Genomic DNA, 26,793 nt, shown 5'->3' with positions numbered 1-26,793 from the left:
CTTCAATCGCGTTTTCTTTTGCGGCTAAGGCTGCGGCTACTGCGGCTTTCGATTTATTTTTAATTTTCTCCTCTTCATTCAGTTTTTTCTGCTGTGCTACAGCGTGTATTGCTACTGTTTTGTAACTATCTGTAGTACTAGCGTCAGAAGTCAGTGCTTCTCGAATAGCTTGCAATTTTGCTTCATAATTTGCTTTGGTTTCTGGTGTTGACCACTTAGTATCTTCCGATTTTTGCTCTGTTAACTTGGTATAAACTTTTGTCAACAAATCTTTAGCTACTTTTTTAGTATCCTGAGTTATGCTAAACTCTAGTCCAGCAACAGGTAGAGCAAAATGCCTCCACGGTATTTGGTACCCCATACCTAAACGAGTATTATCAGCAGAACTGATACGTACAGTATATTCAGTGTATCCGGTAGGAATCTCAATATCTTTACTTGTAAAGGTCCCTGTCGTTCCGTTAGGACTCTTTCCTCTTTCAGCTAATTTCGTGTTTAGCTCCTCTCTAGATGTACTACTTCTAGGAGTAGTAAAAGATGAAGAACTTCCATCCTTAGCCGCAATCACTTTCATATCAATAGTATCACTATCCTTTGAAGGATCAAAAGTTACCTTATAAAGACTGACAAGGGGGCTAGTCTCGTCAGTTCTCCCCAGAACCTCAACCTGATACTTAGCTTTACTACCGTTTATATCTCCTGTATATCCAGTCTTGAACGAGACCTTTGTAGTTGAACCGACAGTAGGAGAAAAAGCTTTAAATGTTTTTTCTATCCCGTTATAGCCTGTTAAGCCTCTAGCAATTTTATCTCCTTCATTATTTTCTATATACTTTGTCTTATCAAATACTTCTTGATCTTTAGTTGCTTGAGTTCTTACCTCTGATAAAAGCAAGACATGTTCATTTCCGCGATCTAAGACAGACTCTGAAGTCCATGTCCTATTTGTGGACACATTTTGTTTTACAGTATTCACTGTCTCAATTGGAAAGACACCGTCTGCTGTTTTTCTTACAACAACAAACCTCCCTCTTCCTTCTGAGTCTTTTACAGCTTTCCATCCTCCGAACTCATCTAATTCTTTGGCTACACCCGGGTCTATATTTTTAGTTGCCGCAACCTGATCCATATTTGCAAGTTTTGTTTCGTTGTTAATTACATTAGATAAACCATTCAACTTAGTTAGTAGTCCATCTACATCTTCATTAGCACTCGGTTCTTCAAAAACTTGATTCGCATCTGGATCAGTATCCGTCGTTGTCGCATCTGTTCGGAATGGATTATTTCTATCTAGGGCTTGTCCATTACGTGGATCATGTTGTCCTGAGTTTGCGATAGAGTTGCTTCCTGTAGCTCTCTCAGTATTGTTGGCTTTCTTACCGACAGTTGCTTTTCCTTCTGTGGTATCTAGTTTAGGACTTCCCACTTGCGCTTTAGGCTTACTACGTAAACCGCTGCTAGCTGTCATAAAAAGTTTTCTGTAAGCTTTTGTTAACTCCTCTTGACTTGTGGCTGTTGTTAGGGCAAGTTTTGCTAATTCTAAATGTTCTTTAAGGATTGCGACACTTTCATCTGTCTTAGTCGCATAGCTACCTGAGGCTAATTTAGCATCAATTTCTGCTACGTAATCTTCCAGCTGTTTTTTATCCAAGGCAGGTGTAGCCTTTTCTTCTACTTCTTCTGTTGATGAAGCAGGAGCTGGAGTTACGGATGCTGATTCAGCAACAGGAGTTGGAGCAGGTGTTTCGTCTTGAACTTTTGAAGCAGGAGCTGACTCTACTGATGTTGAGTTTGCATCAACAGGTGTTGGAGTAGTTGTGCCTGCTTGAGCTTTCGGAGCAGTCGAGTCACTGGCACCAGAATTTTCATCCAACTGATTATTTGCTGGAGTAGCTGCTAGGGCAGGATCTGTTGCTGTTACATTTGGTTCTGCTGCATACACTGCACCATTTCCCAAAAACATGAAAAATGCTGCGACCGCCACACTGGCCGCACCAAAACTTACTTTTCTGACAGAGTAACGAGTTACCTTCTCACGTCGTGAGCGTTCTACTCGACTCATCGAATGATTTTTTTCCATCTATAAAGACTCCTTTATTATCTATTAAACTAGTGAAAACGGCAACTTTGGTTAATATATATATATATATATATATTAACCAAAGTTATCACCTATACACTGTTTCTAGATTAATTTTATCATTGTTATGATAATAAATCAAGTATTTTGATTTATTAGACAGAAAAATAAAAATACACTTAGATTTTATTTCATGCCGAAGTTGAAACAGCACATTGAAACTTCTAAAACATTGCTATAAACTTGTTTGAATTCCCCAATAGATTTGTTCGCAGTTTATTTCAATCTACTGTAGTCTTAAACAGTTATAAAAGCGAAATCAAGAAAGTATATAAGAACAGCTTCATTCACACTAACAAGACCTAAGATTTAAAAACAAAAAACGAACAAAATAGAATTCTAACCGTCTAGAAAACTAGTTTTATTCGTTTTTTATGTTTAAGTCTAAACTTTCATTTCAAACTCTAATAACTTAACGCACTTCTGCATTGACTTTTTCTTCAAGCGATGCTTGGATTTTTTCCATGTAGCGTGCTACTTCTTCGTCCGTCAAGCTATCTTCTGGATTTTGGAAAGTCAAGCTATAAGCCATCGACTTCATACCAAGGCCCAATTTTTCGCCTGAGAAGACGTCAAATAGTTTGATATCTGTCAAACGTTTCACGCCAGCAGCTTGGATAGCATCTACAACTTCTTGGTGAGTGACTTCTGCCTTGAGGAGAAGGGCAACGTCACGGCTGACTGCTGGGAATTTGGTGATTTCCACAAATGGAGTAGCAGGTTGAAGCGCTGCTTCGATGGCTGAAAGGTTAAGCTCAGCCACATACGTTTCTGGAATATCGTAGGCCTTAGCAGTGACTGGATGCACTTGGCCAAGAAAACCAAGAACTTGGTCACCGAGTGAAATGACTGCTGTACGACCTGGATGAAGGCTAGCGATTTCAGATGTTGCTATATAAGTTACTTGGAGTCCCAAACGAGCGAAGAGGGCTTCAAGGATTCCCTTAGCATAGAAGAAATCAACTGGAACTGCTACTGTTTGGAAATCTTTTTCTGCAACCAAGCCTGTCAAGGCAAAGGCAAAACTGTTGATCTCATTTGGAAGTTCTTCTGTTGGATTGCCAGTTTGTTCAAAGACTTTTCCAATCTCATAAAGGGCCAAGTTTTTATTCTTACGAGCTACGTTATAAGCCACTGTATCAAGGATACCAGAAATCATATTTTGACGGAGGACTGAACGATCCACAGTCATTGGCCACATAAGTTCAGTAAGGTTACTTGGTTGAGCCGTAAACTCAACTGCTTTTTCAGGAGTTGTTAGAGCATAGGTGATGATTTCTGTCAAACCTGCTCCTTCAGCAATCGTACGAACCTGACGGCGGAGTTTTTGTGTGGCTGTCAATTCACCAGCTGTCCCATCATCTTTTGGAAGACTAGTTGGCAAGCGGTCATATCCATAGATACGAGCGATTTCTTCAAAGAGGTCTGCCTCGATAGCGATATCCCAGCGACGGCGTGGGACGCTGACTGTAAAACTGTCTGCATTTCCAGAAAGGCCAAAGCCAAGACGACGGAAGACATCTTCGACATCAGCGTATGAAAGCTCCGTACCAAGGACGCGATTAACGTCTGCAAGAGTTGAAGAAACTTCCACATCAGAGGTATCAAGCTCACCCGCTGAAACGATACCTTTACGCACCGTCGCACCTGCAAGTTCTGCAATCATGCTAGCCGCCGCATCAAGGGCTTCGTTAACAGTTGCCACATTGATACCTTTTTCAAAGCGAGAAGATGACTCAGAACGAAGGTTGAGACGTCCGCTAGTCTTGCGGATTGATTTTCCGTTGAAGACTGCAGCTTCAAGGACGACACGACTAGATTTTTCAGAGATTTCTGTTGCTTGACCACCCATAACACCTGCAAGGGCTACTGGCTTATCAGCCACAGTGATGACTAGGTCAGTTTCTGCAAGTTCTCGCTCTTCACCGTCCAAGGTCACTAATTTTTCACCAGCACGCGCTTCACGCACACGGATGTCAGTTCCTTCAAAGGTATCCAAGTCAAAGGCATGCATAGGTTGACCAAAGTAGAGCAGGATGTAGTTGGTCACGTCCACCACGTTGTTAATAGGACGGATACCTTCATTCATGAGAAGGTTTTGCAACCATTGTGGACTTGGTGCGATAGTCACATTGTCCAAGATACGAGCGGCATAGTAAGGCGCCTTGTCTGTCTCAATGCCCACAGAAAGAGCATCCGCTGCAGCTTGGTCAGTTTCTGAAAGAGTAAATTCTTTAAAGTTGACTGCCTTATCATAGATGGCTGCCACTTCGTGAGCCACCCCACGCATAGAAAGAGCGTCCGCACGGTTTGGAGTGATGGAAAGTTCGATGATTTCATCATCCAAGTCTAGATATGAGAATACTTCCTCACCTGGAACGGCATCTTCAGGTAAAATTTGGATACCATCGGCGAATTCCTTAGGCACAACTGAGTCAGAAATGCCCAATTCACCAAGCGAACAGATCATCCCAAGTGACTCTAAGCCACGGATTTTTCCTTTTTTAATCTTGTAGTTGTCAGCGATACGAGCTCCTGGAAGTGCCACCATAACCTTGATACCAGCACGCACATTGGGTGCACCACAAACGATTTGACGGGCTTCTTCTTCGCCAACGTTAACCTGACAAACATGGAGGTGAGTTTCTGGCACATCTTCGCAAGACAAGACCTCACCGACGACAATTTTTGAGAGACCAGCAGCAGGTGATTCGACACCTTCTACCTCGATCCCTGTAGTTGACATTTTTTCAGCCAACTCTTGTGATGGCACATCAATGTCCACCAATTCTTTTAACCATTTATAAGATACAAGCATAATTTAGTTCTCCAGAATGACAGTTGCCACTCTAGTTCTTTTCCTTTCCTATCATTTCAATAGAAGAATCATCTTCTTACCTTAATTTCTTTCTCAGTAACCAATCCGTATCTACTTTTTGACCAACCATAAAATGATGTTGGCTAAACTTTTCAAAACCATATCGATTATAAAACGCTTGAGCTTTTGTATTATGCTCCCAAACACCTAACCAAGCCCAGGAAAAACTATTTTTTGTAGCAAGTTCAAGAGCAAATTCAAACAGTTGCTTACCGAATCCAAATCCTTGGAATTTTTGTAGCACATAGAGACGTTGAATTTCAAAAGCACCCTCTAATTCTCTCTCAGTCTGAGCACTTCCCCAGTTGACTTTGAGAAAACCAGCTATCTCCTCTTCATGCATAATGAAATAGGTTTCGGATTCTGGATTTTCCAACTCAGTTGACAAAACTCTCAGACTATAAGCCTCTTCAAAGTATTCCTGTAACTGCTCTTCCGTATTATCATGAGCAAATGTTTCACGAAAGGTTTGTTTAGCAATTTTGGACAACACCCCAACATCTGCCATTTCTACTTTTCTAATCATTATTTAAACTGTTCTGAGAAGCGGACATCTCCTTGGTAGAAACCACGGATATCGTTGATTCCGTAACGGAGCATAGCTACGCGCTCTTGACCAAGACCAAAGGCAAATCCAGAGTAAACAGTCGCATCGATACCACTCATTTCAAGAACACGTGGGTGAACCATACCGGCACCCATGATTTCGATCCAACCTGTTTTCTTACATACGTTACAGCCTTCTCCACCACACTTGAAGCAAGAAACATCCACCTCAACAGATGGTTCTGTGAATGGGAAGTAAGAGGGACGCAAACGGATCTGACGCTCTTCACCGAACATTTTTTGCACAATCAACTGAAGGGTTCCTTGAAGGTCAGCCATAGAGATATTTTTCCCAACAACCAATCCTTCGATTTGGTGGAACTGGTGACTGTGGGTTGCATCGTCCGTATCACGACGGAAGACACGCCCTGGTGAGATCATTTTCAAAGGCCCTTTAGAGAAATCATGGGCATCCATGGCACGCGCCTGCACAGGAGATGTATGAGTACGGAGTAAGATCTCTTCTGTGATATAGAAAGTATCCTGCATATCACGGGCTGGGTGGTCTTTAGGAAGGTTCATACGCTCAAAGTTATAGTAGTCTTGCTCCACTTCAAAACCATCCACGACTTGGTAACCCATCCCAATGAAAATATCTTCGATTTCTTCACTGGTTTGTGTCAAAACGTGACGGTGACCAGTCGCAACTGGGCGGCCTGGAAGCGTCACATCTATACTCTCGCTAGTTAATTGTGCAGCAACTTTCTTTTCTTCCAAGAGCTTAGCTGTTTCTTCAAAAGCAGCTGTCAAGACATCACGAGCTTCATTGACGTGTTTCCCGATGATTGGACGCATCTCAGCAGAAACATCTTTCATCCCTTTGAGGATTTCAGTGAGCGAACCCTTTTTACCAAGGACAGAGACACGCAAATCTTGCATCTCTTTTTCATTTTCAGCAGTAATCTGCTTCAAGCTAGCCAGCGTTTCTTCGCGAAGCGCTTTTAATTGTTCTTCAATAGTTGACATAATTCCTCCATCAGTCTCTCGTAGATAAAAAGAAAACCACATGCCAAAAACTCCACTCGGAGCGTTGACACGCGGTACCATCCGTTTTTATCTGACAAGTCAGACCTTCATTTCTAAATCCATGCGCAAGTGAATTCACCCAGGTTTCATATAGAGAGCTTGCAGTCACGGCTCTCCTCCCTAATATACTTCCCTTGGGCTACTAGTCTTGCAGATTTCTATTCAATTACTACTTAGTTTATCAGATTTTTAGTTAAAAAACAAGTTAGATTAGACTAATTTCAATACAAAACTCGTCCCTTTTTCTGTTGCCCCATTTTCCACAAATCCAAGCGACTCGAAACATCGCCTAGACGCATGATTGTAAGTGTAGATTTCCTTAACTCTCAATTCTTTCCATCCTTTTACTCGAGCCAATTCAATCAAAGCACTTAGAATCTTTTTCCCAAGTCCTCGATGTTGGTAAGCAGGATTTCCAATCACAATGGGAAGATTATCCTGAGATAGTGTAACATCCCCAATTGGAAACCATTCTCCCTTCTCCTTGACTTCAATCCAAAAAAGCTCACCGTGCTGATCCAAATAGGAATACATGGCTTCCAAAGTTTCTTGACTGTAAGGAAGCTTTACCCCATCTACGAGGTAAACCAAGTTCACATCCTGATACCAAGCAAAAGCTTCCTCACAATGATTGACCTTACAATAAGGAACGAGACGTAGTGCATTATCTATTTGTAAAATCTGTTTCATCAGCTTTCCTTTTCAATAAGAGAGTTGTTGCTTGATTAAAACCCTCACACCAGTTATACCATTTTGCTTCATACTCATCTTGAGGTAAGATATGATTTTTTAAATCCAGAACAGAGTAAATTTTTCTTTCTTCGCAGGCTTGCGCATAAAGATGATATAGTTCATCACCGCCGTCTCTATCAAACTCAGCAGAAATCGTATCCCGACCTGCCAATAAAGCCTGATAAGTCCTGTGATGCCCATCTGTAATCAACAAGCAATTTCCAAAGGCAAGAATACTGATTGGATCAACATTGTTTAGTTCTACAGACTGATAAAGCATCTGAATATCTTGCAACTTCTTTTCTGATAAGTATAGTTGAGTCGGATGAAGATCTGCTATATTGACTTTCATTTCTTTCTCCTCAAAGGAATTCGATACTCACTTCTGCTTACCTTTAAATCGCCATTGGAAGCGAAGTTTATCATAGAAGGGAAACTCGATAAACAGGACTCCCATCCACAAAAGAGACAATAGTTCATACTACTATTACTCTATTTTCATTGCTCTCACAATCGCTAAGGCAGTCAACACAAAAATAAAAAGTGGAATCACTGTGGTTTTTAGGTTTGTAGCACTCGCTAATGCAACGATGAGCATACTAAGAATTCCTGGTACAACAACATTAAACACTCCAAGCACTGACTGTATGGTTCCCATAACTTCCTCTGGAACCATCGAAAATACAAGGTTGAAAATCCGAGGTCCCATCATTCCTACAGCAACTGCGCATAAGAAGACAACTGCCAATAAAAGGAGAAACTGATTGGTCAACCAAGAAAAGAGAATACAGAGATGCATAATTTCTTCAAAGTAAGCAATCATTTTTATGGGAATATTTTTTAAGATACTTCCGCTCAGAAAACTTCCCACAATCGTTCCTGAAAAAATAACCACGGACAAGACTGCAATGGATTGCCCAGTGTCAAGGAAGATAAATGGATGATGGATCAACATCAAGGTCGTTAAAGGGGTAATAATACTTAAAATCACTTGGTTCATAGCTGCAATGAATATTAATTTGATGATTGCTGGAAAACTTGACAATATCTTCATTGAATGGAGGAAATGCTCTCCAAAAGATTTTGCGGTTAATCTTTTACCAACCTCCATCTGTCCCTCAATATCTCTCAAAGAAGTACGAATAAGCACCACACCCAACAGTGCAAAAAGAAAGGTCAAAGCATTCAAACCTACAAACATCTGAAGACTGATAACCCCAATCAAAACTCCACCTATAAGGTTGCTGAGAATATTAACTACACCAGCAGTTGCCTGTCTAAACCCCATAGCATCTGTCATATCATCTCCGATAATCCTCACATACAAAGGAGAAATCATAGCACCCGCAAAATAACTCATGGTATCTGATAAAAGATTGATTCCGCAAATAAGGAGAACCATCCCCATAGAGAAGTTCTTATCCGCTACAAACAGTGTCAATAGAGTATAAAGCAGAAACTTACTTGCCAATATAGCAATATATTTTGCGACACGATTTTTTTGAAAATCGGCAATAACACCTGTGAACAACTGAGAAATCTGTGGCAAAGTCTCCGAAACTGTTATACAAAGAACAGCTAATGAAGCAAATTTATATCCCGATACATACGAAATAAAGGAAATATAAAACAGCGTATCCCCAAATGACGAAACCCATTGATTAATCAGCAACATTCGATAACTTTTATTAGTCAAAAAAGTATTCATTGAATCGCCTCCTTCTTCAGTTCAAAAGGAAATTGAAATTCTAACAGTGCCCAATATATTCCCAAAGTTCCAATACCAAAATCAAAATAATCGTAATTTCGATTCTCACTTTGAAAAACAAGAAGTTCATCATACTTTCTAAAAGACTTAGTAAGAAGCAACTGAACTATATCATTCTTATCTTTATCTCCAAATACATACGCATAAGTTTGTAACAGACTAGCAATGCCATGGCAATAACATGTTTCCATACTCAGGTGGTGGTTAAGAATCACCACTCTAGCCTCCGAAATTAACTTAGAGTATTTTAGAGGTTCGACCAAACAAAGATATAGAATCAACCCTGATAGTCCATCACACCAAGATAGCTCTAAATTATTGTAACTATTTTTATTTTTCAAAATTTCTTGTGATAATATTTTTGCAATTTCTTCTGTAAAAATACTTATTATGGAATCAAATTTCTTACTATCAAATAAAATTTTATATTCATTCAAAACATATGCTATTCCTGCTTTTCCATGAGCAAAACTATAATCAAACAAGGAATTATATTGTGAAAAATCCTGACCGATTTCCTCTTGAAGTTCAGAAATTGCAGTATGGATAAATTCTTCAAGATAGGCGGTTCCTTCCAACTCATAATACCTCATAAGAGATAGCAAAACACCTGCTTTTCCTAAAACAAAATCCTGTTCGCTAATATCATTATAACCTAACAATATTTCACTTACTAGAGTAGTAGCTTTATTTTTATAAAAAATATCACCTGTTCTTTCAAACAATAATATTAAAGCCCATAAAAATCCTGACGCACCAAAATACAATGAATTTTGATACAGATAACTCTTGCTATCTCTTGTTATTTCTATCTTTTGAACCCATTGCTTAACTAACTTCAGTTCAGAAGACGATAAACATTGAGTAACAAATATTATATAACCAGACAGTCCGTGCTGAAAAGATATCGGGTTAACAAATTCTCCAAATTCATTTGAAGGTAAAAGACGACCTGTGCTATCAATATTTTGGGATAAAATAAAATGTGCTATTTTCTCAGATTCCTTTTTAAAATCATAACAACTAACATTAAAATCCACCTCTGACATATCAATATTCAAAATTTCAATTTCATTAATTTTCTTTATTATATTAGTAGATTCTTTCGCTTCACTTAAATTCAACAGATAAATCAACCAGTAATACACACTCTCTGATATATATTCCATATTTTTAGCGATTCGTAACGCTTGTTTTATTTTATCAATACAACTAATATCGTACAGATTGTCTCCCGGCGAAAAAGCTAATGTTCTACCAACCAAAATAGCAAAACTAGTCATGGCTACAGCAAAATAATCTTGATTAATCGAACTCTCAGATAGGTCATTATCTGGATTTACCATAAAAGGGGTTTTTACATATCGTCGTACATCTTTTATCAGAGATACATTCTCTAAATCTATTAAAAATATAGAACCATCTTCTCTATAAATAAAATTTGTAGGCGATAAGTCTACAATCTTATATCCTAAACTATGAATAGAATTAACAATTGATATTAAATTATCTATTAATTTTAATTTTGTTCTATAAGAAAACCTTTCTTCCCCAATTAAATCAAAATAACTATATCCTTCAATAAAACTTTGAACAACAAAATAGTCTCCATCAACTTCAAACTCATCTATAAAGTTTGCCGTATAAAGCTGAGAATCTAATATCTTCAACATATTAGCTTCATTTTTTATCTCAGCGATAGCAAAATGCTTCCCCTCAACATCGTTGCTGACAAAAGGGCGCACTTGTTTCACAATAACTTTTTCCCCAGTATCTTTCTTTTTAGCTCTATATACATTCCCTCTGTTAGATTTTTTTAATATTATTTCAAATTTATAGTTATTTATTAAATGATTCTCAGGTATTCTCCCTATCTCTCCAAATAACTCCTGTTTCTCTTCTGGAGTAAAAAGATCCTCCTTCCAATCAGGTATCACAGGAAAATTTTTACGAACATCTTCTACCCAATTCCCCTCCTCGTTTTTCAACAAATAAATAATTTTGTGATTTTTTTCGTCATATTCTTGTATTTTTTTAAATGAACCAAATCTATAGTGCAGCGGTGAATGTTTTCCACATTGAAAATCAGACAATATTCTTGGAGAAAAATATATAGCAAGTTTCTCACGTAACGCTAATATTATTTCACGAGCTTGCTTATCATTTGCAGGATAAATTGTCATAAATTTATTGGCTATAGGTGACGTTTCTCGTGGAGAGTTAATCTTTTTTAAACTTTCAATATCCTTAACAACTTTAAATGAACATTCAATTTCGCGTAAAAAAGATGCTACTAGTGTAAAGATACTAACCGCATCTTTCATTTGTGAACTTATGTGAATTTTCCATCCCGAATCTGATAAATTCTTATTATAGCCAAAATAAACCCAGTCAGAAGAAACATACTTAACTTTAGAATCAAATTGTTGTATTGAATTCTCAAGAACATCCATTAATTACTCCTCGTATATAAAGAAAGAGAAGTAGACTAACCCACCTCTCCTATATAATTAAACTATCTTAAACTTTCGTAAATAATCTACAATTGATTAAATACATGAAAGCGCCTATTAAACTTGAACTTCTTAAAAATGAACTGTCAAACTATAAAGAATTATGAAATATTTTATATGCAGACATCAACATTTCAATAAGAAGAGGTTCTAAAAGCATTTAAGACTAACCGACTGTAACCGAGCATGTAAAGTCGCATAATCTTTCAACTTGCGTAGGAAGAGGTGCAACTGGTAACATCTCAAGATTTGACAATGTTTCCATGGTGATTCTCCTAATTTTATTTAGAATTCTTTTTCCGGAAAGGAAAATTCTATAAAGCCTTTATAAATATAGTTAAAGAGTTTTTTAGATAAATCTCACAAGCAAAACTTCAACATCCAGATAAATGAAGTCTCAATACACTAATACAACACTTAAGGACTAAATCCTCCATCAGAATCTGATTTATTTTTGAAAGTAAAACTCAATTCTGTTTATGAAGCGATATGTTGGATATCTTTAAAGTGAAATTCCATATGCTGGTCCTGGATCAACTCCTCTAGTTGTTACAGATAAAGAGCCACTTAACACATTAAATAGAAATAGAAGCAATAAAGCAATTAATATACATAGCTTGACAACTTGAAATCTTTTCATCTTCTAAACCTCCTTAACTATTGACGATATTCTAACACATCAATTTTAGTTTGTCAATAATTTTTATGTAGATTTCTTATTTTTTTTGAAATATGAATTTAAGTTATCTAAAAATACAAATCTTTTTCTTAATCTTCACTTTCCAATAATTTCATTTCCTTCTCAATTTCCATCATCATTCTCTGGTTCTCTTCGTGCTTGTAAAGCTGATAAGATACTTGATAAAAACCTAGTATCCTATCCTTTTCAGCAAATCCCACACTTATATTTCCCAATAAACAATACAAATCTGCTAATCGATAACTACTATTATATCTTTTACAAATAGCTATTGTTTCTGTAATCTCTTCTATAGCTTCAGATGTTTGTTCATTCAACCACAAATATCTACAATAGTTATATCGGAATTTAATCATCAATTCTAATTGTTCCAAATGATGAACAGATAATGACTGGATATTCTCTTTTAAAAGTTGATAGAGCTCCTGATATGTGTCTTCCTGCCCCATATCAAAATAAAAATTAGCCAAGGTATTTCCCAGCTGTAGATAGTAAAAATCAGATTTTTTCAGAGACAACAGTATTTTTTCCAATTTCGCAACTGCCTCTGTTTGATGATTCAGATAATGGAATTGAACTAATGTATCAATCCAGTCTAAATAAATCTGATCTTTAGCAGATAAACGAGCACGTTTAGATTTTTCTAGTTCATATATGTAATGGAGAGATTCATATTCCCTCTCATCCAAAAACTTCTTAGATAGTTCTTTAAACTTATCAATATTTTCCAAGCTAGAAACCTCAGTCTCTTCAAAGAAATAATTCATGCTCACCTTCAATCGCTTAGATAGCTGAAAGAGTAATTCTGACCCGGGTGAGTATTTACCTTGCTCCATACGGCTAATCTGTCCTTGCTCACAAATCCCCTTAGCCAATTCCTTTTGAGATAATTTTAATTCCTTTCTCTTGTTTTTTAAGCGTGTCGCTAGTAACATGTCCACACTTTATTCCTCCTTGCTTTATTTATTAAAGTACATCAAGTTTCAAAAACATGTTTAAAATATATATTTTATATCCTTATCTTTGTATAATTTTTTATCTTTTTCATCACTTCTGCTTACCTTTAAATCGCCATTGGAAGCGAAGTTTATCATAGAAGGGAAACTCGATAAACAGGACTCCCAAGCCTACACAGAGACTGGCAAGAACATCTGATGGGTAATGAACTCCCAGATAGACCCTTGATACCAGCACACTGACTAGGTAGAGGCCAAGAATAATTTGCACGATTTTTCTCCAGACTGGATCTTTAATCCGTTGACTAAGAATGACAATCAGAGATCCGACCATCAAGGTTACAGCCAGAGAATGCCCACTCGGGAAGGAAAATCCCTTCTCCTCAACTAGATGTAAGATAGCCGGCCGAGGGCGCTGATAGATGTTTTTAAAGGTCACAATTAAAAGACCTGCCAAAGCCAGATTTCCCAGCATGAAGAAACTTTCTATCTTCCATCGCTTACGATAAAAGACAAAAGCTGTAATGACAACCCAAGTGATAATCACTGGGATATCAATCAAACGTGTGATGGCTCGGAAAAGAATAGTCAAGTAATCTGGCAAGTCTCCTCGCACAGCCAGCTGAATCGGTTGGTCAAAACCGACCAGCGTGTCAGGATAAAATTTGACCATATAGCCAAGAATAACGAAAAGTAAAAGGGCAAAACTGCCCTTCATTAAAAATGTTTGTTTATCTCTCATAATGTTTTAAGGTTGGTTTCAAGAGAATGTACAACAACCAGAATGAAACGGAAAAGATTACACCCTCAATCAAATTAAAAGGTAATACCATAGTCATTAGGTAGTTGGAAAGTCCCAAAATTTTTCCAATATCAAAGTTAGCAAACTTAGCGTACAAAGGAACAGCGTAAACATAGTTGAGAACCAACATAGCCACGGTTAAACCAATAGTTCCAGCTAGAGAGCCTAGTAGGAAACGAAGGGTTGTCCGTTCCTTTTTCCAAATCAAAGCAAATACGATGACAAAAACTCCCAAAGCTACGATATTCATTGGCAAACCAATGTAAGTATTCACTCCCTGGCTGTTAAGAAGCAGTTTCAAGAGTGAGCGAAGCAAGAGAACTCCTAGAGCAGCAGGCAAATCCATGACCACCAAGCCCACAAGGACTGGCAAGATACTAAATTCGATCTTGAGGAAGGACGCCGCTGGTAAAAGCGGAAAGTCAAAGTACATCAGCACAAATGAGATGGCTGATAAGATCGCAATGGTCGAAAGTCGACGTGTGTTTGTCATAACAGGTTCCTCCAATTTTCTATAAAATCAGAAGAAGTTAGAAAGGATTCCTCTATCTATTCTCACTTTTTATATCCCAAAAGTTCCCTCTCACTCTATTAAAGAAAATAAAAGCAAGCGGTTACAATTCAGCTATAAATCTATCAGAACAGACAAAGCTATTCTTTCGTCTTCTCCCATCCAGACTATACTGTCGGTTGTGGAATCTCACCACATCAGCTTGCGCTCGCGGACTTATTTGGCTAAGATATTTTAGATTTATCTAGGCGTCGCAGTCGAAGATAATACTTAAAGTATATCGAGACAAGACAACGACGAGAAAGCTAAAATAGATAGTCAAATTTACCGCCGGTCGGGAATCACACCCTGCCCTGAAGACTCTTTTATCATAACAAAAAACGCTTGCAAGCGCAAGCATTTTGTTCATTTTCATTTTTTATTTCAATTTATCCACTTCATAGGTATGAACGAGCTCAAGACCTGCAAAGTTCTGCTGGCGAAGAGCCTCATAGACAATCATGCAGACGGTATTAGACACATTGAGACTGCGGACATGTTCATCATTCATAGGAATACGTAGAGCCTTCTCAGGATGTTCTCGCATAAAGTCCTCAGGTAAGCCCTTGTCTTCACGTCCAAAGAGAAAATAGTGGTCCTCGTCAGTCGATAAATCCACCTCAGAATACACGTTCTCAGCGAATTTAGAAATCAGGTAGAGTTTGCCCTTCATCTGAGACATGAAATCCTCCAAACTCTCGTAAAAATAAATCTCTAGCTTATCCCAATAATCCAATCCAGCTCGCTTCATCTTGCGATCATCGATAGGAAAGCCCATTGGCTTGATGATGTGGAGGGGAGAATTGGTCGCAGCGCAAGTACGCGCGATATTGCCTGTATTTTGTGGAATTTGAGGTTCAAATAATACAATGTGATTTGTCATGACTTGCTTCCTTTCACCATTGCAAAAAAATAGCCACACTGCCCGGAGTCAAGCTCAGCAAACAGCGTGGTTAAGGCATCGTTAACTTACCTCACAACAGGTTTGAAGTAAATCAGCGAAACTACTTTCTTAGTATAACACTTTCAGAATCATTGTCAATAGAAACGACTTGATTTTTTCAATTTTTTCAAGCTATTTCCAAGGGTTGTAAAATCGTCCCTGATTCTGCAAGATAAGTAGTAAACTAGCTACTAAAAACAAGGTTGCCAAGAGCAAGGTAAGATAATCTCCTTTTTTCAAGGCCTGATAACTATACCAAGTGCGTTTTTTCTCTTTCCCAAAGCGCCGAAGCTCCATGGCGGTCGCAATGGTATCAATGCGTTCTAGCGAGCTAAAAATCAAGGGAGTGATAATGCGCAGATTGCCTTTGATTCGTTGCATAAGAGAAGCTTTTTTGGATAATTCCATCCCACGCGCCTCCTGAGACATCTTGATAGTAAAGAATTCTTCCTGCAAATCTGGAATATAGCGCAAGGTCAGACTGACTGAATAGGCAATCTTGTAAGGCACACCAATTTGATTTAAACTGGAAGCAAACTGACTAGGGTGGGTTGTCATCAAAAAGATAATAGCTAGAGGAATGGTGCAAAGGTACTTAATAGCCAGATTTAGCAGATAAAAAAGCTCTTGACTAGTCAGAGTGTAGGCACCGATTCCCTGCCAAATCACACTTCTCTCTCCGTAAAGTCCAACCCCATACTCGGGAGAAAAGAGATAGACCATCAAGACGTTTAAAACGGCAAATACCGTCGCAAAAACGGCTACAAAGGAAACATCTTTAAAACGGATTTCTGACAAATAGAGGAGAAAGACCGAAAAGATGGCAATCAGAACAAGCAGTCTGGTATCATAGCTAATCATGGCAGCCAATGATACGAGAATGAAAAAGAGGAGTTTCCCAGCTCCTGACAAGCGATGAATCACAGTATCTCTATGCTGGTAACCAATTAATTTAGCTTGCATCCTTCTCTCCTTTCTTTGTAAAATGCCGTTAAAGCAAGTGGATCCACGTCGAGTTTCTTAGCCAAGTTGAAGATTGAAGTTTCTTTTAGATTGGCTTTTAGTAACAGCTCAGGATTGCTCAACAGACTAGCTGGATCAGTATCGGCAATCAATTCTCCATCCACCATAACAAGAGCTCGGTCTGAATAATCCAGCATCAATTGCATATCATGGGTAATCATGACAATGGTATGACCTTTTTGATGCAACTCTTCGAGAAATTCCATAATCTCAGTATAGTTCTTCTGGTCTTGACCTGCTGTTGGCTCATCTAGGAGAATAATTTCAGCGCCTAAAACCAAAATCGAGGCAATAGTAACACGTTTTTTCTGGCCAAATGACAGGGCAGAAATTGGCCAATTACGGAATTCATAGAGACCACAGATTTTCAAGGTTTCATAGACTCTCGTTTCAATTTCCTGCTCATCCACACCTCGCAAACGGAGCCCTAGAGCCACCTCATCAAAAATCATATTGGTTGAAATCATTTGATTAGGATTTTGCAGCACATAGCCTACTCGTTCCGCCCGTTCTGCAACAGAATCTCCTTTGATATCCTGGCCTTCCCAAAGGTAAGAACCTTCTGTCTGGATAAATCTACTTAAGGCCTTGGCTAGAGTTGATTTCCCTGCTCCATTTTTCCCGACAATGGCAATCTTTTCGCCCTTTTTAATATCTAAATGTAGGGATTTTAAAATCGGTCTATCATCATAAGAAAAAGACACGTCCTCTAATTTAAAGAGTGACTGCAATTCTGGGGTTTCTTTTACCAGTTCCGTCCGCAACTGAATCTGGCCTTTTGAGATAGACAAGTTATCCAGATTTGCTAATTGTTCTTCCTTGGCTAAATCCACACCCAATTGACGGAGAGTGGTAAGATAAAGAGGTTCTCGGATTCCATTTTGGGTCAACAGATCAGTCGCCAATAACTGGTCAGGACTCCCATTAAAGAGGATACGACCATCGTTTATCAAGACAATCCGATCCACAGGACGATGCAGAACGTCCTCCAAACGGTGCTCGATAATAAGAGTCGTCGTCCCCTCCTCCTTATGAATCTGATCAATCAATTCGATAATATCCTGACCTGACTTGGGATCCAGATTGGCGAGTGGCTCATCAAACAAAAGAATCGGACTCTCATCAATCAAGACACCAGCCAGACTGACTCGCTGCTTTTGTCCACCTGACAAATCCTGAGGACGCTGAGACAGTAAAGAAAGAAGGTCCAGCTTTTCAGCCCATTTATGAACACGACTTTTCATCTCATCTAGAGCTTTCACGTCATTTTCCAGAGCAAAAGCCAAATCCTCTGCCACGGATAAACCGATAAACTGCCCATCTGTATCCTGTAAAACCGTGCTAACCAGATGAGATTTATCGTAGATGCTCATATCAAAGGCTGCTTGCCCCTTGATCAAAAATTCTCCAGACATCTGACCCTTGTAAATATTGGGAATAATCCCATTCAAACACTGACCCAAGGTAGACTTACCTGACCCAGATGGCCCAACAATTAAGACTTTCTCCCCCTTGTAAATGGTCAAATTTACCCCTTGCAAGGTTGGTTCTTGTTGTGTTTCATACCGGAAAGAGAAATCCTTCCACTCAATTATAGCTTCTTTCATCTTACTCTCTTCATTCGCTTCTTAGACTTCTATTTTATCATAAATCAAGCCCTTCTTGCAGTCTCTTCTCTTAAAATCTTAGCGCCAACAAGATTCCTAGCCTAAATTGCTTACTCGACTAGCCTATAAACAGCAAAAAGACTGGTTGCCCAGCCTTCCCCATCATTTTAGTCCTTTTTCAAACTTCCTGCACGAGTTTGAGTTCCTGCATAGGCAAGCAAGAGAAGAGTTCCTGCAATAGCTACAGATACACCATTAGCAATTCCCGCAACAATCCCTTGGGCAAATACTTTTTCTGCTGCTTCTTGATAAATCACAACATCTCCAAGTGGTGCCAAGACACCCCAAACAAGGGCATTTGCAAGTAGTTGAATGAGGTTAAAAATAAGAATATCTTTCCAGTCAAAGACACCATTGATCACGCGAACGTACTTTCTAAATAGCCCTACAGCTAGACCAAAGAGCCCGCTAGCAACAATCCAAGTCCACCACAGACCGTAACCAGCAAGAGAGTCCTTGATTGCATGACCAATCAACCCGACAAGCAAACCGATAATCGGTCCAAAAATAATAGAAAGTAGCGCTTGTACCGCATACTGAAGCTGGATGCTTGTATTTGGAACAGGGGTCGGAATGTTGATCATCCCGATGACGACAAAGAGGGCAGCGCCAATTCCGACAGCAACAACTTGTTTAATTGTAAATTTGATTTCCATACTATTTATTCTCCTATTTTATCCTTCTATTTTCTTTATTTCAATGGTCCAAGATGAACCGACACCCACATTGTAAGCTTTGGCAAAGGAACCTTGGTTAATTGCCAGACCTAAACGATAGAGAGAGTTGATGTAAAGGATGGGTTGCCCAATTCTCACATCTGCAAATGATTTGCCATAGACAACCTGATTTTGATAGACCAGCATATCAGCATGATAGATAGTCACCTCAAAACGATCACCGAATGCTGGTTCCAGCTTGTAAAATTCTTCTCGCGTGATAGAGGTCCAAAGCGAACCAAAACGCACATCCAGAATATCAATAGCTCCCTTCACCAGATGATCTTCTATGATGGTCTCTACGACTGGAAGTTCCACAATCTGATCTACACTGAGCTCTGGCCCCACTTCCTCAAAACTAATGTGACCACTGGCTAATTTAGCACCAGTATAGGCATAGACATCACGACCGTGGAAGGTATAAGAATGCTCTGTGTTTTGACGTCTATTAGCTACCTCAGAAATTTCACGAATGGCTACAATACCAACGTGTTTCTTAATAAAAGAAAGCGTTCCATTATCTGGCGTGACAATGTATTGATTTTTTGCAGTCTTGGCAACCACACTCTTACGTTTCGAGCCGACACCTGGATCGACAACCGATACAAACGTCGTTCCCTCAGGCCAGTAATCCACCGTCTGAAAGAGACGATAGCTCCCCTCAAAAATATTATAAGGCGTGATATCGTGCGTCAAATGATGAATTTTTAAGGTTGGAGACTCTTCTAAAGCCACTCCAATCATAGCCGATACCGCACCATCAACCAGACCAAAGTCTGATTGTAATACCAGTAAATTATTATTCATTTTATCTCCTTGTATATCCTTTATCATACCATATTTCAGAGAAAGGTGCTAATAGCTATTTTAATTGATTAGGGTATAGTTTTACCTTATAGCAAATTTCCTACTAAAAACTCTGGTGATTAGCTAGTAGGTGCATTTTTTCTTGAAAAAAGGTATGATAGTTACATAATGAAGAAGTAGGTTTTATTATGAAAATTATCCTTGTCGGAGGGGGAAAAGTTGGTTCTGCCCTCTGTCGCTCCTTGGTTGCAGAAAAGCATGATGTTTTGCTGATTGAGCAAGACGAAGCTGTCCTCAATCATATTGTCAATCGCTTTGATATCATGGGTATCCTTGGTAACGGGGCCGATTTTACCATCCTTGAGCAAGCCAATGTCCAGGATTGTGATATCTTTATCGCCCTGACTGAATACGATGAAGTGAACATGATTGCAGCCGTTCTAGCCAAGAAAATGGGGGCTAAAGAGACCATCGTTCGGGTGCGGAACCCTGAATATTCTAACTCTTATTTCAAGGAAAAGAATATCCTCGGTTTTTCTCTTATCGTTAACCCTGAGCTCTTGGCTGCCCGCGCTATCGCGAATATCATTGACTTTCCCAACGCCCTCTCTGTCGAACGTTTCTTTGGTGGACGGGTCAGCTTGATGGAATTCACTGTTAAATCCTCCAGTGGTCTTTGCCAAATGCCCATTTCTGATTTTCGGAAAAAATTTGGCAATGTCATTGTATGTGCGATAGAGAGGGATCATCAAATTATCATTCCAAGCGGTAACATGACCATACAGGATAAAGATAGAATCTTTGTCACTGGTAACCGTGTTGACATGATGCTCTTCCATAATTATTTCAAATCTCGTGCCGTGAAGAGTCTTCTTATTGTTGGAGCTGGTAGAATTGCCTATTATCTACTAGGTATCCTCAAAGACAGTCGTATCGATACCAAGGTTATTGAAATCAATCCTGAAATCGCTAGCTTCTTTAGCGAGAAATTCCCAAATCTCTACATCGTTCAGGGAGATGGTACCGCAAAAGATATCCTGCTGGAAGAAAGTGCTCAAAATTATGATGCCGTTGCGACTCTAACAGGAGTCGATGAGGAAAATCTGATTACATCTATGTTCCTTGACAGGGTAGGTGTACAGAAAAATATTACCAAGGTCAATCGTACCAGTCTCCTCGAGATTATCAATGCACCTGATTTTTCAAGTATCATCACACCTAAAAGCATTGCTGTAGATACAATCATGCACTTTATTCGTGGTCGGGTTAATGCCCAGTATTCAGACCTTCAAGCCATGCACCATCTAGCCAATGGCCAAATCGAAACCCTGCAATTCCATATCAAGGAAGCTAATAAGATGACTGCCAAACCTCTTTCTCAACTAAAACTGAAAAAAGGTGTTCTTATTGCAGCCATCATTCGAAAGGGCAAGACTATTTTCCCTACTGGGGAGGATATGCTGGAAGTTGGAGACAAGCTCCTAGTAACAACTTTGTTGCCAAACATCACCAAGATTTATGACTTGATTGCGAGGTAAGAAATGAATAAAAGTATGATTCGTTACCTCCTTTCAAAATTACTTTTGATTGAAGCTGTTCTTCTTTTGGTTCCTGTAGCTGTTGCTATCTATTACCGTGAATCGAGCCAAGTCTTTACGGCCCTCTTTTCAACAATAGGGATTCTCGTATTACTAGGTGGTTCAGGAATTTTACAAAAGCCCAAAAATCAACGGATTTATGCCAAGGAGGGAGTCTTGATTGTTGCCTTCTGTTGGATCCTTTGGTCTTTCTTTGGTGGTCTCCCCTTTGTCTTTGCTAGACAAATTCCCAGCGTTATCGATGCCTTTTTTGAGATCAGTTCTGGCTTTACAACTACTGGAGCAACTATTCTGAATGACGTTTCAGTTCTCAGCCGTTCCCTCCTCTTCTGGCGAAGTTTTACCCACTTGATTGGAGGGATGGGGGTGCTTGTTTTTGCGCTTGCTATTATGGATAATGCCAAGAATAGTCACCTAGAGGTGATGAAGGCTGAGGTTCCTGGCCCTGTTTTTGGTAAAGTAGTATCCAAACTAAAAAACACTGCCCAGATTCTCTATCTCCTTTATCTAGCTCTCTTCTCCCTCTTTGTCATCATCTATTATCTAGCTGGCATGCCCCTATTTGATAGTTTTGTCATTGCCATGGGGACAGCAGGTACAGGAGGCTTTACCGTCTATAACGATGGAATCGCCCACTATGGTAGCTCACTGATTACCTATCTGGTTAGTATAGGAGTTTTGGTTTTTGGGGTAAATTTCAATCTCTACTACTACCTTATGCTCCGTCGCGTCAAGGCCTTCTTTGGAGATGAAGAACTTCGGGCTTACTTGGTCATTGTACTGCTTTCTACAGGCTTGATTAGCCTCAATACCCTCTACCTCTATCCAGGATTTTCAAAGAGTTTTGAAATGGCCTTCTTCCAAGTTTCCAATATCATTACGACGACTGGTTTTGGTTACGGAGATATTACCAACTGGCCCCTCTTCTCCCAGTTTATTCTTCTCTTCCTCATGGGAATTGGTGGTTCTGCTGGATCAACCGCAGGTGGACTCAAGGTTATTCGAGGCCTCATCCTTTCAAAAATTGCTAAAAATCAGATTTTATCAATCCTATCGCCCCACCGTGTTTTGACCCTCCATGTTAATAAGACGGTGATTGACAAAGATACCCAGCATAAGATTCTCAAATACTTTGTCATCTATTCTATGATTTTGCTAGCGCTTATCTTTATTGTCAGCCTAGATAGCAATGATTTCCTAGTCGTTACCAGTGCTGTCTTTAGCTGTTTCAATAATATCGGACCTATTCTAGGAACCACTTCTAGTTTCTCAATCTTTAGTCCTATCTCAAAAATTCTCCTCTCCTTTGCAATGATTGCAGGGCGCTTGGAGATTTATCCAATCTTACTTCTCTTTATGAAGAGAACTTGGTCTAAGAGATAAAATACAACCACACCTTGTGTCTTACAAAGTGTGGTTTTTTTATTTCTGATGATCTCTCGCCCCCAACTAACTCTCTTTTTAAACCAAGCGAGACACTTCAGATCCTGACTAATACTCAATGAAAATCAAAAAGCAAACTAGGAAGCTAGCCACAGGTTGCTCAACGCACCGCTTTGAGATTGCAGATAAAACTGACGTGCTTTGAAGAGATTTTACCCAAAAACCCTCAGTCGACTGACCGAGGGTTCCTTATTTCATTATTCAAGAACTTGATTAGCTCAACGTATCCAAGGCATCATCCATTGAAAGAACTTCGTGGAAGACACGTTGTGTCAATTCAGTTTTTTGTTCTGGAGTGAGGTATTTAGTGTTTACACAGTATCCAGAGATACGTACGATAACGTCTTCGCCTGACATGATCTTTTCGTAAACATCGTTCAAGTCCATAACGTTCAAGTTAACGTGTTGTCCACCGTTTTCAAAGTAACCATCAAGGATTGTTACCAAGTTATCAACTTGTTCGTCACGAGTCTTACCAAGAGCACGAGGTGATACTTGTGTAGTCAATGAGATACCATCAGCTGCGTAACTAAAGTCAAGGCTAGAAAGTGAGTTCAAGTTTTGCAACCATCCACCTTTAGCTTTGTTAGATGGGTTAGCACCTGGTGAGAAGAATTCAAGTTTAGACAAGTTCACAGAACCATCTTCGTTGAGGTATACACCTTTGTGGACTGGTGAGTTACCAGTTTGTTTGGAGTAAGCAACGTTAGATGTGATTGTCAAAAGTGATACTGTAGCTTCAGCGTCTTTGTAAAGTTTGTGGCTACGTAGACGAGTTGTGTAAGCTTCGATCAACCATTCTGCCAATTCGTTTGAACGTGGGTCATCTTCACCCCAACGTGGGTATTCACCGATTGTTTCGTAATCGTAGATGTAGCCATTTTCATCACGGATTGGTTTAACTGTAGCGTATTTGATAGCTGACAATGTATCAACAGTGTTGGCAAATCCACAGATACCGAATCCCATGTTGGCACGTTGTTTAGTTGGCAAGAAGGCCATTTGAACAGCTTCGTAGTTGTACTTATCAGTCATGTAGTGGATGATGTTCAAAGCATCTACGTAAGTGTCAGTCAACCAGTCAAGAGATTTTTCAAAGTTAGCTTTAACTGATTCAAATTCAAGAACTTCGTCACGGATTGGTTCGATGTCAAATACTTTGTAGTCTTTGTGAACATCGTCGTAACCACCGTTCAAACCAGTAAGAAGGGCTTTCAATACGTTTACACGCGCACCGAAGTACTGGATGTTGTGGCGTTGTTCTTCATTTTCTGGGTCAAGCGGAGACACACAGCATGAGATACAGCTCATTTCACCATATCCGTCTTTAGCCATTGTTGTTACACCTTCATATTGGATAGAAGAGTGTTTGTGGCTCATGTGCATACAGTAGCGACGGAAGTTGTATGGCAATTTATCAGTCCAAAGAACTGTCAAGTTTGGTTCTGGTGAGTTACCGATGTTGTCAAGTGTGTTCAAGAAACGGTAGTCCATCTTAGTAACACGGTGACGACCGTCGTTACCCATACCAGCCATAGAAGTTGTGATGAAAGTTGGGTCACCTGAGTACAATTGGTCGTAAGCTTTTGTACGAGCAAATTTAACTGTACGAAGTTTCATAACGAAATCATCAACGAATTCTTGGATTTCTGATTCAGTAAATGTACCACGAGCAAGGTCACGTTCTGCAAAGATGTCCAATACGATTGGTACACGTCCAAGAGATGTTGCAGCACCGTTGATAACACGGCAGACAGACATGAAGGCGATGTTAACCCATTGGATAGCTTCTTTAACGTTCATCGCTGGTTTGCGAACATCAACTCCGTAAAGGTCACCCAAGCGAACAACTTGTTGCAATGCTTGGTATTGAAGGTTGATTTCTTCACGAAGACGGATTGTTTCTTCATCGATTTCTTCGATTGCATTCCAGTCGTTTACTTTTTCTTGCATCAAGTAGTCTGCACCGTAAAGAGCAAGACGTGCGTAAACACCGATGATACGTCCGCGTGAGTATGCATCTGGAAGACCAGTTACAGTGTGCGCGTGACGTGCGCGACGAATGTTTGAAGTGTAAGCACGGAAGATACCGTCGTTAACTGTTGTTACGTATTTAGTAAAGATTTCGTGAACAGCTGGATCTGGTTCGTATCCATTTTCTTTCAAAGTAGTTTCAGCCATACGGATACCACCTTTTGGCATGAAGTTCAATTTGAAGAGTTCATCGTTTTGGATACCGAAGATAACTTCGTTTTCTTTATCGATAAATCCTGCTGGAATATCAGCGATAGATGTTGGACGAGTGTCCATTGGGAAACGAGTTTCTTCGTAGTGTGCTTTAGTTTCTTCTACAATTTTTTTGATGTGAAGTGAACGTTCTGTTGGTCCTGCGAGGAAGCTTTCGTCTCCATCATAAGGTGTGTAGTTAGCTTGTACGAAGCGTGATACACTTGCTTTTTCTTTCCAATCTACGCCTTTGAAGCCTTCCCAAGCTTTGTCAAAAATATCTTGTGCTTCAACAACTGTCTTAACAACCATGTTAATGTCCTCTTTTTTCTTTCTAGTAACAACTATCTGTTACATTCATGAGACAAGTATACCATACAGTAATCGTTTTCAACAAGTGGTAAATCCCTATTTTTACACTTTCTTTTCTAAAACAGTCTGTGTTTTATCCCAAACTGTATTATATTTTTGAAAAAAATATACCCTTTTTTCCTTTTTTCAGAAAAAAGGGTATAATAAAAGAAAATAAGCTGTAAAAAGGGGGGCTAGGCATGTTGATTTTTCCCTTATTAAATGATTTGTCAAGAAAAATCATCCATATTGACATGGATGCCTTTTTTGCTGCGGTGGAAATCAGAGATAATCCTAAACTCAGAGGAAAACCTGTCATTATCGGAAGCGACCCTCGGCAAACAGGTGGACGTGGTGTCGTTTCCACTTGTAGCTATGAGGCGCGAGCTTTTGGTGTCCATTCAGCCATGAGCTCTAAGGAAGCCTATGAGCGTTGTCCCCAGGCCGTCTTCATCTCAGGGAATTATGAAAAATATAAAGCTGTGGGCCTCCAGATTCGATCGATTTTTAAGCGCTATACAGATTTGATTGAACCCATGAGTATTGACGAAGCCTATTTGGATGTGACAGAAAATAAACTCGGTATCAAGTCAGCGGTCAAAATCGCTCGCCTCATTCAAGAGGATATCTGGCAAGAACTCCATCTAACTGCTTCTGCCGGCGTTTCTTACAACAAATTCTTAGCTAAAATGGCTAGCGATTATCAAAAACCACATGGCCTGACAGTGATTCTACCTGACCAAGCTGAGGATTTTCTCAAACAAATGGATATTTCCAAGTTTCATGGAGTAGGAAAAAAGACTGTAGAACGTCTTCATCAAATGGGCGTTTTTACTGGCGCTGATTTACTTGAAGTTCCTGAAGTGACCCTAATAGACCGTTTTGGCAGACTGGGCTATGACCTTTATCGAAAGGCTCGTGGCATCCACAATTCCCCAGTTAAATCCAATCGCATCTGTAAATCAATTGGGAAGGAGAAAACCTATGGAAAGATTCTCCGTGCCGAGGAGGACATCAAAAAAGAGCTGACTCTCCTATCAGAAAGGGTCGCTCTCAATCTCAATCAGCAAGAAAAAGCTGGTAAAATTGTCATTTTGAAAATCCGCTACGAAGACTTTTCAACTCTTACTAAACGAAAAAGTCTGGCCCAAAAAACACAGGATGCTAGTCAGATAAGCCAAATAGCCCTGCAACTCTATGAAGAGTTAGACGAGAAAGAAAGAGGTGTCCGCCTGTTGGGGATTACCATGACTGGATTTTAATACTCAATGAAAATCAAAGAGCAAACTAGGAAGCTAGCCGCAGGTTGCTCAAAACACCGTTTTGAGGTTGCAGATAGAACTGACGT

The 26,793-nt window shown here is 39.4% G+C and carries 21 protein-coding genes, 1 pseudogene and 1 riboswitch; of the genes and pseudogenes, 3 read left to right on the top strand and 19 right to left on the bottom strand.

Annotated elements, in window-relative coordinates:
• From O3601_RS08920 to O3601_RS08835, 18 genes and pseudogenes are all read right to left on the bottom strand, one after another.
• Nucleotides 1-2,080 (bottom strand): YSIRK-type signal peptide-containing protein (locus O3601_RS08920; protein WP_371472615.1); only part of this gene is annotated, 2,080 nt, incomplete at its 3' end.
• A gap of 472 nt (nt 2,081-2,552) precedes the next feature.
• Nucleotides 2,553-4,958, bottom strand: coding sequence for a phenylalanine--tRNA ligase subunit beta (pheT, locus tag O3601_RS08915; RefSeq protein WP_261068205.1), 2,406 nt, complete (start codon nt 4,956-4,958; stop codon nt 2,553-2,555).
• A 76-nt stretch (nt 4,959-5,034) separates the two neighbouring features.
• Nucleotides 5,035-5,544, bottom strand: a complete 510-nt coding sequence (locus O3601_RS08910; RefSeq protein ID WP_371472613.1) for a GNAT family N-acetyltransferase — start codon at nt 5,542-5,544, stop codon at nt 5,035-5,037.
• On the bottom strand, nt 5,544-6,590 hold the full coding sequence (gene pheS / locus O3601_RS08905; protein WP_033678364.1) for a phenylalanine--tRNA ligase subunit alpha: 1,047 nt from the start codon (nt 6,588-6,590) through the stop codon (nt 5,544-5,546). The genes O3601_RS08910 and pheS overlap by 1 nt, the downstream gene beginning before the upstream one ends.
• Nucleotides 6,591-6,860: 270 nt before the next feature.
• A complete protein-coding gene (locus O3601_RS08900; RefSeq protein ID WP_050489937.1) occupies nt 6,861-7,340 on the bottom strand; it encodes a GNAT family N-acetyltransferase in 480 nt (159 codons plus the stop codon).
• Nucleotides 7,315-7,734 (bottom strand): chromosome partitioning protein ParB, encoded by a 420-nt coding sequence (locus O3601_RS08895; protein WP_033678332.1) that lies wholly within the window; start codon nt 7,732-7,734, stop codon nt 7,315-7,317. Before O3601_RS08895 ends, O3601_RS08900 begins: the two co-directional genes overlap by 26 nt.
• A gap of 27 nt (nt 7,735-7,761) precedes the next feature.
• Nucleotides 7,762-7,839: pseudogene (locus tag O3601_RS08890) on the bottom strand (phosphatase PAP2 family protein); the annotation flags it as partial.
• Between the two features lie 30 nt (nt 7,840-7,869).
• Nucleotides 7,870-9,090 carry an MFS transporter gene (locus O3601_RS08885; protein WP_001091364.1) on the bottom strand — a complete coding sequence of 407 codons (1,221 nt, stop codon included), beginning with the start codon at nt 9,088-9,090 and terminating at the stop codon, nt 7,870-7,872.
• A complete protein-coding gene (locus O3601_RS08880; protein WP_000382763.1) occupies nt 9,087-11,603 on the bottom strand; it encodes a lanthionine synthetase LanC family protein in 2,517 nt (838 codons plus the stop codon). Before O3601_RS08880 ends, O3601_RS08885 begins: the two co-directional genes overlap by 4 nt.
• Before the next feature lie 562 nt (nt 11,604-12,165).
• Nucleotides 12,166-12,303, bottom strand: a complete 138-nt coding sequence (locus O3601_RS08875) for a hypothetical protein (protein ID WP_160313022.1) — start codon at nt 12,301-12,303, stop codon at nt 12,166-12,168.
• 128 nt (nt 12,304-12,431) lie between these two features.
• Entirely contained in the window at nt 12,432-13,304 is an 873-nt protein-coding gene (locus O3601_RS08870) for a helix-turn-helix domain-containing protein (protein WP_004237388.1), read from the bottom strand.
• Between the two features lie 106 nt (nt 13,305-13,410).
• Nucleotides 13,411-14,061 carry a phosphatase PAP2 family protein gene (locus O3601_RS08865; RefSeq protein WP_261025831.1) on the bottom strand — a complete coding sequence of 217 codons (651 nt, stop codon included), beginning with the start codon at nt 14,059-14,061 and terminating at the stop codon, nt 13,411-13,413.
• The gene (locus O3601_RS08860) at nt 14,051-14,614 is read right to left on the bottom strand and encodes an ECF transporter S component (RefSeq protein ID WP_000185833.1); all 564 of its coding nucleotides are present in this window, start codon (nt 14,612-14,614) and stop codon (nt 14,051-14,053) included. Before O3601_RS08860 ends, O3601_RS08865 begins: the two co-directional genes overlap by 11 nt.
• Before the next feature lie 164 nt (nt 14,615-14,778).
• Nucleotides 14,779-14,997, bottom strand: a riboswitch (FMN riboswitch).
• A gap of 53 nt (nt 14,998-15,050) precedes the next feature.
• Entirely contained in the window at nt 15,051-15,554 is a 504-nt protein-coding gene (locus tag O3601_RS08855) for a tRNA (cytidine(34)-2'-O)-methyltransferase (RefSeq protein WP_000181390.1), read from the bottom strand.
• Between the two features lie 192 nt (nt 15,555-15,746).
• Nucleotides 15,747-16,577, bottom strand: a complete 831-nt coding sequence (locus O3601_RS08850) for an energy-coupling factor transporter transmembrane protein EcfT (protein ID WP_001148091.1) — start codon at nt 16,575-16,577, stop codon at nt 15,747-15,749.
• Nucleotides 16,562-18,244 (bottom strand): ABC transporter ATP-binding protein, encoded by a 1,683-nt coding sequence (locus O3601_RS08845; RefSeq protein ID WP_261085540.1) that lies wholly within the window; start codon nt 18,242-18,244, stop codon nt 16,562-16,564. The genes O3601_RS08850 and O3601_RS08845 overlap by 16 nt, the downstream gene beginning before the upstream one ends.
• Before the next feature lie 167 nt (nt 18,245-18,411).
• Nucleotides 18,412-18,960 carry an ECF-type riboflavin transporter substrate-binding protein gene (locus O3601_RS08840; RefSeq protein ID WP_261040366.1) on the bottom strand — a complete coding sequence of 183 codons (549 nt, stop codon included), beginning with the start codon at nt 18,958-18,960 and terminating at the stop codon, nt 18,412-18,414.
• An 18-nt stretch (nt 18,961-18,978) separates the two neighbouring features.
• On the bottom strand, nt 18,979-19,827 hold the full coding sequence (locus O3601_RS08835) for an S-adenosyl-l-methionine hydroxide adenosyltransferase family protein (protein WP_031227981.1): 849 nt from the start codon (nt 19,825-19,827) through the stop codon (nt 18,979-18,981).
• Nucleotides 19,828-20,015: 188 nt separating this feature from the next.
• On the opposite strand from O3601_RS08835, the gene trkA reads away from it, so the two are divergent.
• Together trkA and O3601_RS08825 are read left to right on the top strand one after the other, a co-directional pair.
• Nucleotides 20,016-21,365, top strand: coding sequence for a Trk system potassium transporter TrkA (gene trkA / locus O3601_RS08830; protein WP_371472608.1), 1,350 nt, complete (start codon nt 20,016-20,018; stop codon nt 21,363-21,365).
• 3 nt (nt 21,366-21,368) lie between these two features.
• Nucleotides 21,369-22,808, top strand: coding sequence for a TrkH family potassium uptake protein (locus tag O3601_RS08825; RefSeq protein ID WP_371472606.1), 1,440 nt, complete (start codon nt 21,369-21,371; stop codon nt 22,806-22,808).
• A gap of 273 nt (nt 22,809-23,081) precedes the next feature.
• Here the strand turns inward: O3601_RS08825 and pflB are convergent, their stop codons facing one another.
• Nucleotides 23,082-25,406 carry a formate C-acetyltransferase gene (gene pflB, locus O3601_RS08820; RefSeq protein ID WP_261068198.1) on the bottom strand — a complete coding sequence of 775 codons (2,325 nt, stop codon included), beginning with the start codon at nt 25,404-25,406 and terminating at the stop codon, nt 23,082-23,084.
• A 239-nt stretch (nt 25,407-25,645) separates the two neighbouring features.
• On the opposite strand from pflB, the gene dinB reads away from it, so the two are divergent.
• Nucleotides 25,646-26,707: a DNA polymerase IV gene (gene dinB, locus O3601_RS08815; RefSeq protein ID WP_371472604.1), complete on the top strand. Its 1,062-nt coding sequence runs from the start codon at nt 25,646-25,648 to the stop codon at nt 26,705-26,707.
• Nucleotides 26,708-26,793: the final 86 nt, after the last annotated feature.

It is taken from the genome of Streptococcus sp. 20925_1_69, from assembly GCF_041432365.1.
GTDB lineage: Bacteria > Bacillota > Bacilli > Lactobacillales > Streptococcaceae > Streptococcus.
This window is presented reverse-complemented; position numbering and strand designations above follow the sequence as displayed.

Bases quoted from the DNA above. Each gene is read 5' to 3' on its own strand.
- pheT (WP_261068205.1), bottom strand. From the start codon at position 4,958: ATGCTTGTATCTTATAAATGGTTAAAAGAATTGGTGGACATTGATGTG.
- O3601_RS08910 (WP_371472613.1), bottom strand. From the start codon at position 5,544: ATGATTAGAAAAGTAGAAATGGCAGATGTTGGGGTGTTGTCCAAAATT.
- pheS (WP_033678364.1), bottom strand. From the start codon at position 6,590: ATGTCAACTATTGAAGAACAATTAAAAGCGCTTCGCGAAGAAACGCTG.
- O3601_RS08900 (WP_050489937.1), bottom strand. From the start codon at position 7,340: ATGAAACAGATTTTACAAATAGATAATGCACTACGTCTCGTTCCTTAT.
- O3601_RS08895 (WP_033678332.1), bottom strand. From the start codon at position 7,734: ATGAAAGTCAATATAGCAGATCTTCATCCGACTCAACTATACTTATCA.
- O3601_RS08885 (WP_001091364.1), bottom strand. From the start codon at position 9,090: ATGAATACTTTTTTGACTAATAAAAGTTATCGAATGTTGCTGATTAAT.
- O3601_RS08880 (WP_000382763.1), bottom strand. From the start codon at position 11,603: ATGGATGTTCTTGAGAATTCAATACAACAATTTGATTCTAAAGTTAAG.
- O3601_RS08875 (WP_160313022.1), bottom strand. From the start codon at position 12,303: ATGAAAAGATTTCAAGTTGTCAAGCTATGTATATTAATTGCTTTATTG.
- O3601_RS08865 (WP_261025831.1), bottom strand. From the start codon at position 14,061: ATGAGAGATAAACAAACATTTTTAATGAAGGGCAGTTTTGCCCTTTTA.
- O3601_RS08860 (WP_000185833.1), bottom strand. From the start codon at position 14,614: ATGACAAACACACGTCGACTTTCGACCATTGCGATCTTATCAGCCATC.
- O3601_RS08855 (WP_000181390.1), bottom strand. From the start codon at position 15,554: ATGACAAATCACATTGTATTATTTGAACCTCAAATTCCACAAAATACA.
- O3601_RS08850 (WP_001148091.1), bottom strand. From the start codon at position 16,577: ATGCAAGCTAAATTAATTGGTTACCAGCATAGAGATACTGTGATTCAT.
- O3601_RS08845 (WP_261085540.1), bottom strand. From the start codon at position 18,244: ATGAAAGAAGCTATAATTGAGTGGAAGGATTTCTCTTTCCGGTATGAA.
- O3601_RS08840 (WP_261040366.1), bottom strand. From the start codon at position 18,960: ATGGAAATCAAATTTACAATTAAACAAGTTGTTGCTGTCGGAATTGGC.
- O3601_RS08835 (WP_031227981.1), bottom strand. From the start codon at position 19,827: ATGAATAATAATTTACTGGTATTACAATCAGACTTTGGTCTGGTTGAT.
- trkA (WP_371472608.1), top strand. From the start codon at position 20,016: ATGAAAATTATCCTTGTCGGAGGGGGAAAAGTTGGTTCTGCCCTCTGT.
- O3601_RS08825 (WP_371472606.1), top strand. From the start codon at position 21,369: ATGAATAAAAGTATGATTCGTTACCTCCTTTCAAAATTACTTTTGATT.
- pflB (WP_261068198.1), bottom strand. From the start codon at position 25,406: ATGGTTGTTAAGACAGTTGTTGAAGCACAAGATATTTTTGACAAAGCT.
- dinB (WP_371472604.1), top strand. From the start codon at position 25,646: ATGTTGATTTTTCCCTTATTAAATGATTTGTCAAGAAAAATCATCCAT.